The organism is Brevundimonas sp. UBA5866 (assembly GCF_002432125.1).
In the GTDB taxonomy this organism is placed as follows: domain Bacteria; phylum Pseudomonadota; class Alphaproteobacteria; order Caulobacterales; family Caulobacteraceae; genus Brevundimonas.
This window is the reverse complement of record NZ_DJFS01000101.1, coordinates 1-12,126: the sequence shown is the minus strand read 5'-3', so window position 1 is coordinate 12,126 and position 12,126 is coordinate 1. Positions and strand designations below refer to the sequence as shown.

Sequence of the window (12,126 nt, the reverse complement as noted above, 5' to 3'; positions counted from 1 at the left end):
GATCGACACCGAGGTCAGCACCCCGCCGTTGGAACGCCCATAGATGCCCAGATGCTGCGACGAGGTGATGCCCCGCGCGATCAGGTCGCGGCCCACGGCGGCAAAGTCGTCAAAGGCGCGCTGGCGGTTTTCGCGCAGGGCGGCCTGGTGCCAGCCCGGGCCGAACTCGCCGCCGCCNNCTCCAGCCACAGCTTGCCCATCTCCGGCTTGTAGGCGGGCGGGAAGCTGGCCTGGAAGCCGCCGTAACCGAACAGGATGGTCGGGGCCTTGCCGTCCATCTTGAGATCGCGGGGGCGGACTATGAAGTAGGGGATCTTGGTCCCGTCGGTCGAGGTGGCCTCGAACTGTTCGACCACATGGGTCGAGGCGTCGAACTTGGCCGCCGCGGCCTTCATCGGCGCCACGGCACCGGTATTGAAGTCAGCGAGGCTGAGCGTCGGCGGGGTCAGGAAGCCTTGGGTCGAGACGAAAACACGACCGGTCGAGCGTGATGCCGAGCCAAGGTTTACCGCCACGTTTTCCGGCACGGCGATGGCGTTTTGCTGCCAGCCGCTGTCGTTCAGCGTGAAGCGGGTCAGCTTGCCCACCACATTGTCGGCGATGACGGCCATGATGCCGTCCTTCATCACCTGCACGTCCTGCAGAGACTGGCGGGCGGTCGGGGAAAACACCAGGGCCGCTTGTTTTGGATAGGCAATGCGCGAACGCTGGATGTTCAGCAGTTCCAGTGGCACGGCCAGCAGGTCGCCGCCCTTGTAGGCGCGACCGTCGAAGGTCCAGTCCTGGTCCAGCGCGAAGATCAGCTTGCCATCCAGCATGCCCTGGATGCCGACGCGCTCGGGCAGTTGCAGCTGCCACGGCTTGCCATCGGCGCCCAGCGCCCAGATCTGCGATCGGAAGGTGTCCAGCGGGCGGTTGAACAATACCGCTTCGACCGAACCATCGACCTTGCGCATGACGATGGGCGAGACGCCATAGCCGCCGTCACCCTGTTCGCCGCGATAGACCTCGGTGGCCTGTGCCATCGCCTGCCCGCGCTTCAGGGATTTGACGATATAGGGATAGCCGCTTTCGGTCAGCGAGCCCGGGCCGAAATCGGTAGCCACAAGCACGGTGTCCTGATCCAGCCAGCTGATGCGGTGCTTGCCCTCGGGGATGGAGAAGCCGCCATCGACGAAACGTTTGGTGGTGACGTCGAACTCGCGCACGGCGACGGCGTCCTTGCCGCCGTCGGACAGGGAGATCAGGCACCGTGTTTCGGCGGGGGCGAGGCAGTTCACGCCCTTGAAGACCCAGTCACGCCCCTCGGCCCTGGCCAGAGCGTCCACGTCCAGCAGGGTTTCCCATTGCGGGTTCGGCGTGGCGTAGCTTTCGACGGTCGTCCGACGCCACAGGCCCTTGGGATTGGTGCCGTCCTGCCAGAAGTTCGAGAGCCGGTCGCCAAGGAAGCGTGGCGAGGGGATACGGTCCGTCGAGGTCAGGATCGCTTCGGCCTGCTGGCGGAAGGTATCGTAACGCGGATCTGTCGTCAGAGCGGCCAGTGCCTTCTCGTTGGAGCGGGCGACAAAGGCCATAGCTTCGGTGCCTTGCACCTCTTCCAGCGCCAGATTGTCATCGGCGGCGGCCACGCCGGCAGGTGACAGGTCGCGCGGGAAGTGAGGCGGGGTGCTCGAGGCGCTGATGCCCGGTTTGCCGGGCTCGCCCGCGGCACCCGTGGTGTGGGTGGCGCAGGCGGCCAGCATGATAGCGGGAAGAGCTGCCGAAATAAGCAGTGTACGCATCATTATCTGTTTAGTCCGCTTTGCTGTCGTCCATGAGACGACGGGTCAGATAGGTGTATTCCAAGGCTTGGCGGCGGGCGGTTTCACGCAGGTTGGCCCCGGCGGCGTGACCACCGTCAGTGTTCTCGTAGAACAGCACCTGATGGCCCAGCTCTTCCAGACGCGCCACGGCCTTGCGGGCGTGGCCGGGGTGGACGCGGTCATCCTTGGTCGAGGTGTGGATGAAGACCTCCGGGTACGGAGCATCGGCATCAAGCTTTTGATAGGGCGAGTATTCCGCGATCCAGGCGCGCTGTTCGGGAATGTCCGGATTGCCGTATTCGCCAATCCACGATGCGCCCGCCAGCAGTTTGTGGAAGCGCAGCATGTCAAACAGCGGCACCTGGATAATGGCCGCATTGATCAGGTCCGGACGCTGGGTCAGCATGGCCCCCATGAACAGACCCCCTTGCGAGCCGCCCATGATGCCAAGGTGCGGCTGGCTGGTGATGCCGCGCGCGATCAGGTCTTCGGCAACGGCCTGGAAGTCCTCGTGTGCGCGTTGGCGGTTCTGTTGCAGGGCAGCCTGGTGCCATCGCGGGCCGAACTCGCCGCCGCCACGGGTGTTGGCGATGACATAGACGCCGCCGCGCTCCAGCCACAGCTTGCCCATCGTGGCCGAATAGGACGGCAGCAACGAGTTCTGGAACCCGCCATAGCCGTACAGGAGTGTGGGGTTGGAGCCATCCATCGGCGCATTTTCATTGCGCACGACGAAATAGGGCACGCGGGTGCCGTCTTTGCTGACCGCCTCGTGCTGTTCGACAATCTTGCCGCTGGCATCGAATTTGGCCGGCAGGGATTTGGACACGGCGACGGTACCGGTCGCAGCATCACCCATATAGAGGGTCGAAGGGGTCAGATAGCCGCTGACCGACGCAAAGAAGCGGTCGTTCTCGCGAGAGGTCGAGCCGATGCCCACCGTAACGTTTTCCGGCAGGTCCAGACGCGTGCGCGACCAGTCGGACGGGTCGTAGACATAGATCGAACCGCGCACATTCTCGTACAGGGCCACGATCAGCTTGTTGCGGGTTGCCGAAATGCCTTCGATGGCCTCGCGCTCGCCCGGGCTGATGACCAACTGGGCCTGCACGGATTTGTCGGCCTTCCAGTCTTCGAAATCATAGGCGAAAACGTCGCCCGTCTTGAAGGTTTGACCCGAAGGTGCCGTCCACGGCTCGTCGGTGGACACCACCAGCTTGCCAGCGACCAGCGCCGTGATGCCACCCTTGGCGGGAAGCGGAACCGGCACGACCGAGCCGTCGGCCTTCAGTTCGAAGGTCTCGCGGCTATAGAAGTCGATGGCGCGGTTGATGAAGGTGGCCTTGGCGACACCGTCTGCATCGCGCAGCACATAGGCCGAGATCGACATGTCATCTGGCTTGCCCTCATAGACGATCGGGGCTTGCTCGACGCTCTGGCCGCGTTTCATCACACGCACCACGCGGGAGTAACCCGAGGTGGTCTGCGCGGCCTCGGTAAAGGCGTCTGAGATCAGCAGGGTGTCGCGGTCGATCCAGCTGATGCCGCTCTTGGACTCGGGGAAGCTGATGCCGCCTTCGACGAATTTGCGCTCGACCGTGTCGTATTCACGAACGGTGGTCGCGTCCTTGCCGCCATTGGACAGCTGGAGCAGGCAGTAGCGGCCTTCAGGCTGGAGGCAGTTCGAGCCCTTGTAGACCCAGTTGGCATTCTCGGCGGCAGCCAGTGCATCGACATCCAGAATGGTTTCCCAGACGGGATTGTCGGTGTTGTAGGATTCGACCGTGGTACGGCGCCAGATGCCACGCACATGGTCGGCGTCTTGCCAGAAATTGTCGACCTTGCCGCCGCGGGTCAGACCCCCGGACGGAATACGGTCACGGGACTGCAGGATGTCCAGCGCCTGCTGATGCAGGGTTTCATAGACCGGATGGGATTGCAGCGTGTCCAGCGTGCGGGCATTGCGCTCTGCGACCCACGCATTGACGCGCGGGCTTTCGATGTCTTCGAGCCAGATATACGGGTCTGTGGCGTCGGTCATTGCAAATCCGGAAGCGGGGGCGGGCGCCGAGGGGGGCGGTGCCGATTGGGCCGCTGCCATAGCCGGAATGCCGGCTCCCAGCATGAGGGCGGCAGTAGCCGCAGCGGAACGATAGGCCGCGGCGCGGGTCATGATGCGGAACATGGGTCCTCCCTGACTCTATGTTCGAGTTCGTCACATTGACGACCACATTACGACACGACAAGGCAACAAATCGGTTCGACCTCATTTCCGCAGAAAATCCGCCAGCCTAGTGCCCCTCGTCCGGAATATTCAGCAGAAGACCGCACGCTTTACAGTGAACCGCGTCCTGATCGTGTTTCTGTAAGCCGCAGCGTGGGCATGGAAAGCGGACCTTGCCCGGGCGGATCAGGGTCTGGGCCAGGCGGATGAACAGGGTGATCCCCACCAGCATGATGACGATGGAAATGACCCGCCCCCAGTTGCCCGGCAGGGTGATGTCGCCAAAGCCGGTGGTCGAAAGGGTGGCCACGGTAAAATAAAGGGCGTCGAGATAGCCGTGGATGCCCTCGGCCTTGCCCCGGAAATAGGCGTAGACAAAACCGGTGGTGACAAAGACGAAGGTGACCAGTGCGGCGGCGGCGCGGGTCACTTCCTCGACGCGGGTATCATCGAATTTGCGTCCAATCGTGCGCCAGAACAGGTCGCTGTTCAGCAAGCTCCAGAAACGCAGAAGACGCAGGAAACCGAAATTGGCCAGCCATGCCGGGAACAACAGGGTGGCCAGCACCATCAGGTCGACCCAGACGATCGGCTTTTTCAGCCACGACTTGATATCGGAATAGGCATAGGCCCGCGCCGCCAGATCAAGCCCTAGGATCAGGGCGATGATGGCATCGGCCACATAGAAGGCCCACCCCGCCTCTTTGAGTATCGGTGCGGCGATGAAAAAACCGATGATGATCAGATCGATCAGGATCACCATCAGGCGGAATTTCACCGCATTGGGCTGGGTGCCGTGATAGAGGTAACGCAAACGCGCCCTCAATCTCAGGCCGTCCGCAGCCTTGGGGGAGTGGGGTACGGGATCGCCGCTGGTTGTCATGCTGCCAGCGATACATGAGTTACAGGGAATTCCCAGAGATGATGCTTGGACAAAGCCAGACATCGGCCGGTTGGCCCTATGTACGCATGAACGGTGCGGGCAATGCCTTCATTGTCGTGGACGCCACCCGGAACAAATTCCAGCCGGGCGAAAGCGAAGTGCGCCGCCTGGCCTCGCCCGAAGCCGGTCTGGGCGGCTTTGACCAGTTGATCTCGATCGAGCGCGCCCATGATGCCGATGCCTTTATGCGGGTATGGAACGCCGACGGCTCCCTGGTGGAAACGTGCGGCAATGCACTGCGTTGCGTGGGCTGGCTGTTGCTGGACGGTGCGGACACCGATCAAGTCGTGATCGACACCTTGGGCGGCGTGGCCCGCGCCAGCCGTGCGGGTGATCTCAGGGTGCGTGTCGATATGGGCGAGCCGCGTCTGGATTGGACGCAGATCCCGCTTGCGGAGGAAATGGACACGCGCGGTATCGAACTTCAGGTCGGCCCCATCGACAATCCGGTGGTGCATACGCCGGGCGCGGTGTCGATGGGCAATCCGCATGTCGTTTTTTTCACCGACAAACAGGACGATGTCTTCGTGCGCGGAACCGGCTCGCTGATCGAACACCACCCCCTGTTTCCCGAAGGCGTCAATGTCGGCTTTGCCAATGTCCTGGACCGCCAGACCATTCGTCTGAGGGTGTGGGAGAGAGGCGCGGGGCTGACACTGGCCTGCGGTACCGGTGCCTGCGCGGCAATGGTGGCGTCGAACCGACGCGGTTTTGTTGACCGTGCCGCGACCATGATCCTCGACGGGGGTGAACTTCTGGTCGAATGGGACGAGGCTACGAACCACGTATTTATGACCGGCCCGGTGGAAATTGAGAGGACCGGGACCCTGAATTCCGTGTTGTAATGGAGTTTGACCGCGGCGCTTGTTGTTTCCTTGCAAACGGCGCTCTAGGAACGATGGGCGGCAGCCCGCCTTTGGTTTGAGAAGTAGATGCCTGATTTGACTGACAAACAGACCTTCACCGACGAAGACGCCCTGGATTTTCATCGGGTGCCTACGCCCGGCAAGATTTCGATGGCACCGACCAAGCCGATGGCGACCCAGCGCGACCTGTCGCTGGCCTATTCTCCGGGTGTGGCTGTGCCGGTGCGCGCCATCGCCGAGGACGCTGACAAGGCTTACGACTACACTTCCAAGGGCAACTTGGTTGCGGTGATCTCGAACGGCACGGCCATTCTGGGTCTGGGCAACCTCGGTCACATGGCGTCCAAGCCGGTGATGGAAGGCAAGTCGGTCCTGTTCAAACGCTTTGCCGACGTCGACAGCTTCGACGTGGAAGTGAAGACGACCGATCCGGACGAGTTCATCACCGTGGTGAAGAACATCGGCGACACCTGGGGCGGCATCAACCTCGAGGACATCAAGTCTCCGGAATGCTTCGAGATCGAGGCCCAGCTGCAGGACCTGCTCGACATTCCGGTCTTCCACGATGACCAGCACGGCACGGCTATCATCGCCACCGCTGGCCTGATCAACGCCGCCCACATCGCGGGCAAGAAGCTGGAAGAGCTGAAGGTCGTCCTGTCGGGCGCGGGCGCGGCCGGTCTGTCGACCATCGCTCTGATGAAGGCCGCTGGCGTCAAAGCCGAAAACACCGTGATCTGTGACCGCGAAGGCGTCGTCTATAAGGGTCGCCCCAACGGCATGGACCAGTGGAAGGCCGCCCACGCGACCGAAACCCCTCACCGCACCCTGGCCGAGGCCATGGTCGGTGCCGACGTGGTGATCGGTCTGTCGGCCAAGGGTGCCATCAGCAAGGAGATGGTCGCGTCCATGGGACCGCGCCCGATCATCTTCGCCATGGCCAACCCCGATCCGGAAATCACCCCGGAAGAGGTGAAGGAAGTCCGTAACGACGCCATCATCGCCACGGGCCGTTCGGACTATCCGAACCAGGTCAACAATGTGCTGGCCTTCCCGTACCTGTTCCGTGGTGCGCTGGACGTGCGCGCCCGCCGTATCAACCACGAGATGAAGGTCGCCTGCGCCGAGGCTCTGGCTGCGCTCGCCCGCGAGGACGTGCCGGACGAGGTGGCCGCCGCCTACCGTGGCCGCAAGCTGAAATTCGGCGCCGAATACATCATCCCGTCGCCGTTCGATCCGCGTCTGGTCTGGTACATCCCGCCCTTCATCGCCAAGGTGGCCATGGAAACGGGCGTGGCCCGTACCCCGATCGCGGACATGGACGCCTATCGCACCTCGCTGCGTTCGCGCGTCGATCCGTCGGCGGCCCTGATGCAGAAGATCTCTTCGGCGGTCCGCATGGGGCCGAAGCAGCGTGTGGTCTTTGCCGAGGGCGAAGAGCCGTCGGTCATTCGTGCCGCCTGGGCCTTCAAGCAGGCCGAGCTGGGCGAGCCGATCCTGGTCGGTCGCGAAGAGCTGATCCGTCAGAACGCGGCCGAGGCCGGGTTCAACTTCGACGACCTAGGCATCAAGATCATGAACGCCCGCGTCTCGGAGCGTAACGCCGAGTACGTCGACTGGCTGTACGCTCGTCTGCAACGCCGTGGCTATCTGCGCCGTGACGTGCAGCGCATGATCAACCAGGACCGCAACTATTTCGGTGCCGCCATGGTGGCCCGTGGTGAGGCGGACTGCATGGTCACCGGCGTGACCCGCAATTTCAACATGGCCCTGAAGGAGGTCCGTCGCGTTCTGGACGTGACCGACCGCATGATCGGCCTGTCGATCGTGCTGGCCAAGGGCCGCACCCTGTTCGTGGCCGACACCTCGATCCACGAACTGCCGACCGCCGAGGAACTGGCCGAGATCGCGGTCAAGGCCGCAGCGACCGTGCGCAAACTGGGCCGTACCCCGCGCGTCGCCTTCCTGTCGTACTCGACCTTCGGTGACCCGCCCGGTGACCGTGGCGAGAAGGTCCGCGAGGCCATCCGCATCCTCGACGGCATGGACGTGGACTTCGAATACGAAGGCGAAATGCCGCCGGAACTGGCGCTTAACCCCGATGCCCGCGCCAACTATCCTTTCATGCGCCTGACGGGCGATGCCAATGTGCTGGTCATGCCAGCCATCCACTCGGCGGCCATCTCGACCCGCCTCGTCCAGTCGCTGGGCGGCGCGACCGTGATCGGTCCGCTGCTGGTCGGTCTGGAGAAGTCGGTGCAGATCGTGCCGCTGGGCGCTTCGGTCAGCGAGATCATCAATGCGGCGACCTTCGCCGCCTATGGTGCGGACGACAAAGCCTGATCCCGATCAGGTCCGATGACAAAGAGAAAGGGCGGTGCCGATGGCACCGCCCTTTTGTTATCCGGCTTCCTCTTGGGCCTTCTTCAGCGCCAGATGCCGTGGCGCGACATAGAAGGCCAACGCGATGGCAAACAGGCCGATCGCCGTCGAATAGAAGAAGAAGGTCATATAGCCCGCGCCCAGACCCGCGACGGATACGCCGCTCTTGGCGGCACCCTCTACAAGTGAACCGGCTGGCAGATGATCAAAGAAGCCTTTCAGCGGGGCGGTTACGCCGCCCGCATCGGCGGTTCGGGCCGAGGCCTCGACGATCTTGCCCGACTGCGACGCCACTAGCTTGCCCGGCAGGGCATAGAGCGAGCTGAACAGGGCGTATTGGGTGGCGGTAAAGCCTACGGACGTCAGGCTGGACATGTAGGCGATCAGGGCCGTGCCCGCGATGCCGGTGGCGACATTGTCGATGCCGATGGCGATGAACAGGGCGCGAAGGTCATGGCCTTGGGTCGCCAGCCACGCAAAGACCAGATTGGACACCGGGCTCATGAAGGCGCCGATGACCATTGTCCGCACCAGTCCGAAACGCGCCACCATGGCCCCGCCCAGAAACACGCCGATGGACATGGCGACCACGCCGAAGATCTTACGGACCTCGCCGATCTCCAGCAGGCTGAACCCCAGATCCAGATAGAAGGGGTTCATGATGTTCAGCACGAAATCCGACAGGCGGTAGAGGCAGATGAGCGCGAGGATCGGTCCTGCCAGCTTGCCGAAGCGGACGAAGAAATCCTTCACCGGCGCGCCGAACGACGCGGCCAGATAGGCACCCGGACGGGTGCGGTAGCCGGGGATGGGCGAGCAGGAGGCGAACAGCAGGCCAAAACCGATGATGATCCACACGAACTGGATCAAGACGCCGATGCCGCCGCCTGTCTCAAGGCCGGCACCAAGGGCCTGCATCACCCCTTCGGGCAGCAGCCAGCCCAGAGCCCATTCAAACGCCGAGAGTTTGTCGGTCAGGCCCGTACCGATCAGGATGGCCGACAGGAAGATCAGCAGGACCCGTACCACCCACTCGGCCTTTTCAGCCAGCGGATGCGAGGGGATGTCGGCCACTGGAATGGGACGGATGACGTGGGCCTTCTCGCGCGGGGCCAGCAGAACACCCGTCACACCGATGGCCATCAGGGCGGCCATGACGGCATAGGACAGGTTCCAGTTGTAGAACTCGGCCAGGGCCAGCGGCACGAAGCCCGCCACGATCTGGGCCACGCGGTAGCCCAGCTGGTAGGCGGCGGCCATGGCTCCCTGACGGCTGTCATCGACGGCCTCGATCCGCCATGCGTCGATGGCGATATCCTGGGTGGCCCCGAAGAAGCCGACCATGACGGCAAAGGCCGCGACAAGGCCGAGGTTTTCATTCGGGTTCTGCCCCGAGATCATCCAGAGGCCGAAGATGATGACGCCCTGTGTTGCCAGCATCCACGAGCGGCGGTGGCCCAGCCATTTGGACAGAAGCGGAATATTGGTCCGGTCCAGAAGCGGGGCCCACACGAACTTCAGCGCATAGGTCAGGGTTGCCAGCGCGAAGAAGCCGATCATTTCCAGCGACACGCCCGAATGGCGCAGCCACGCCGACAGGGTGTCGTAGATCAGCAGGAACGGCAGGCCCGCCGAAAAGCCCAGCAACAGCATCGCAAAGGGGCGACGCTCCAGATAGACGGCCAGACCCGCGAAACGCTTCGCCTTTTGGGGTTCCGGTACGGGACCGTTATCGACGGGCGTCTGATCGGGCTGGGCCATATTCTACTCCGGCGAGGGGCCGGATGCGACCGGCCTCAGTTTGTTGCGGCCAACTTGGCGCGGTTGCTGCCGTTCGTCCAGCGGGCGAGCGCCATTCGCAGGGCATCAATTTCCAAAGGCTTGGTCAGGTGATCATTCATGCCGGCCTCGAGACAGGCGGCGCGATCCTCGGCATAGGCGTTGGCTGTCAGGGCGATGACGGGCGTGGACTGACCCATTTCCCGCAGGCGGCGCGTGGCCGTCGGACCGTCCATGCGCGGCATTCGCATATCCATGAAGATGATGTCGAACAGATTGGTACGGGCTGCCGCCAGGGCCTCGTGGCCGTCGGCTGCGGTCTGAACAAGACAGCCTTCGCGGCGTAGCAGGGTCTTGGCCAGCAATTGCCCCACCGGATTGTCTTCGACCAGGAGCACCCGCACGCCCTTGAAATTGCCGACGGCCAGACGGTCGTCCTCGAGATGACGGATGGTGACCGGGGTGACATTGGCATGTGGCGTGGCAACCAGAACGCGTTGAGCCAGCGACTCTCGCCGCAATGGCTTGATGAGGTAGCCGTGGTAACCCGCGCGACGGTAGTTGGCGATCAGGTCGCGTTCGGACGGACGCAGCAAAATGATGGAGCGTTCGGAAGGCAGGGGAATACAGGCCCCGTTGTCGGACAGGGCATGATCGACCAGAACGACATCCGCCTCATCACCGACCGAGCCTCCGCTGGCCCTGATCTGGGTTTTTATGCAGGTCTCCAGCATGGCGTCATGGGTCATGACGCGAACGCAAAGGCCATTGAGGGGTTGGCTGCGGGGCGGGAGTTCTGCCAGGTCGAACTGCGCCTCGAAACGGAAGCGGGCACCGCGGCCATCTGGACGGTCCCCTACGGTGATCGTGCCTTTCATGGCCTGTGCCAGCTTGCTGACGACGGCCAAACCCAGTCCGGCGCCGTCATGGCGGGCGGCGTCGGAATGATCGACGTGACCAAACTCTTCAAAGATACGGTCGCGTGCCTCGACCGGAACGCCGGGGCCGGTATCATCTATTATGAAGGCGATGCGCGGCTTCTTTTCCGTGCCGCCTGCACGTTCGACCGAAATATGGATGCTGCCTTCTTCGGTGAACTTCACCGCATTGCCGGCCAGATTGAACAAGACCTGACGCAGGCGGCTTTCGTCCGCCATGATATCGGGTGCGTCCTCGGCCACCGACCACATGATTTCCAGATCACGTTCATGGGCGCGCGGGCTTAACAGCTCGGCGACGCTGCGGGTCAGGGCTTCGAGATCTACGGGAGCGGGGTCGAACTCCAGTGCGCCAGCCTCGAGCCGGGCATAGTCCAGAAGATCGTTGACCAGACCCAGCAGGTGTTCCGCCGATTTCTGCGCAGCCTCGGTATAGGCCCTCTGCGCCCCATCCAGACGGGTGCGCGACAGCAGACTCAACATGCCGATCACCCCATTTAGCGGGGTGCGCATTTCATGGCTCATCAAGCGCAGGAACTGCTGCTCGGCCCCTGTGTGAGGGGCCTTCTGGCGCTTTGCGCCTTTGGTCCGTCGCGGTGGTTTATCGCAATGCGTGTCTGACATAAGGCGCAGCTTGGACCCGCGATTGTAAAAATCTGGCGAACGACGATTTTTAGGTTGTCATGGCGGTAAAGGCCTGTTCCGCGCGGTGGGTTGTGCGGCGGTACATCAGGGCCTCTGCAATGTGGCGGCGCAGTATGACCTCGCTGCCTTCCAGGTCGGCAATGGTTCGGGCCAGCCGAAGCGTGCGGGTCCAGCCGCGCGCACTCATGCCTGTGGTCTCGGCGGCCTTGGTCAACAGGGCTTTGCCGTCGGCATCAGGTCGGGTGAACGTTTCGAGGGCCTCACCCGTCAGTCTGGCATTGAGGGCGTCTTTGAGGGGAATGCCCAGAGCCTCGCCCCGCGCCAACTGGATATCGCGCGCGCGATGCACGCGGGCAGCGACCTGTTCGGTCCCTTCCGCCGGTGGTGGCAGGGCCATGTCCGCGGCGGTGACCGGCGGGGTCTCGATCGTGAGGTCGATGCGGTCGAACAGGGGGCCGGACACGCGGTTCTGGTAATCGCGCTGGCAACGCGGGGCCTTGCCGCACGCCCCCTTGCCCGCACCGCCCATGCCGCACCGGCACGGGTT

At 63.3% G+C, this 12,126-nt stretch carries 9 protein-coding genes; 2 read left to right on the top strand and 7 right to left on the bottom strand.

Translation table 11 applies throughout. The features are described from left to right. From B3H86_RS13830 to B3H86_RS13815, 4 genes are all read right to left on the bottom strand, one after another. Positions 1-138, bottom strand: a 138-nt coding sequence (locus tag B3H86_RS13830; RefSeq protein WP_292054953.1) for a prolyl oligopeptidase family serine peptidase, incomplete at its 3' end; no start/stop codon positions are given. Continuing rightward, positions 81-1,574 (bottom strand): hypothetical protein, encoded by a 1,494-nt coding sequence (locus B3H86_RS13825; RefSeq protein WP_422653078.1) that lies wholly within the window; start codon positions 1,572-1,574, stop codon positions 81-83. The genes B3H86_RS13830 and B3H86_RS13825, both read right to left, overlap by 58 nt. A gap of 217 nt (positions 1,575-1,791) precedes the next feature. Further along, positions 1,792-3,987: a prolyl oligopeptidase family serine peptidase gene (locus B3H86_RS13820; protein WP_292054940.1), complete on the bottom strand. Its 2,196-nt coding sequence runs from the start codon at positions 3,985-3,987 to the stop codon at positions 1,792-1,794. A 106-nt stretch (positions 3,988-4,093) separates the two neighbouring features. Further along, positions 4,094-4,909, bottom strand: a complete 816-nt coding sequence (locus tag B3H86_RS13815) for a potassium channel family protein (protein WP_292054938.1) — start codon at positions 4,907-4,909, stop codon at positions 4,094-4,096. 41 nt (positions 4,910-4,950) lie between these two features. Here B3H86_RS13815 and dapF point away from each other — a divergent pair, with 41 nt between their 5' ends. Next, positions 4,951-5,814, top strand: a complete 864-nt coding sequence (gene dapF, locus B3H86_RS13810) for a diaminopimelate epimerase (protein ID WP_292054951.1) — start codon at positions 4,951-4,953, stop codon at positions 5,812-5,814. Positions 5,815-5,901: 87 nt separating this feature from the next. After that, entirely contained in the window at positions 5,902-8,178 is a 2,277-nt protein-coding gene (locus B3H86_RS13805) for an NADP-dependent malic enzyme (protein WP_292054937.1), read from the top strand. A gap of 57 nt (positions 8,179-8,235) precedes the next feature. On the opposite strand, the gene B3H86_RS13800 is transcribed toward B3H86_RS13805, so the two are convergent. The 3 genes from B3H86_RS13800 to B3H86_RS13790 all read right to left on the bottom strand — a co-directional run. Further along, positions 8,236-9,978 (bottom strand): AmpG family muropeptide MFS transporter, encoded by a 1,743-nt coding sequence (locus B3H86_RS13800; RefSeq protein WP_292054936.1) that lies wholly within the window; start codon positions 9,976-9,978, stop codon positions 8,236-8,238. A 35-nt stretch (positions 9,979-10,013) separates the two neighbouring features. After that, on the bottom strand, positions 10,014-11,558 hold the full coding sequence (locus B3H86_RS13795; protein ID WP_292054934.1) for a response regulator: 1,545 nt from the start codon (positions 11,556-11,558) through the stop codon (positions 10,014-10,016). 49 nt (positions 11,559-11,607) lie between these two features. Beyond that, positions 11,608-12,126: ATP-binding protein (locus B3H86_RS13790; protein WP_292054932.1), on the bottom strand; the 519-nt coding region annotated here is incomplete at its 5' end.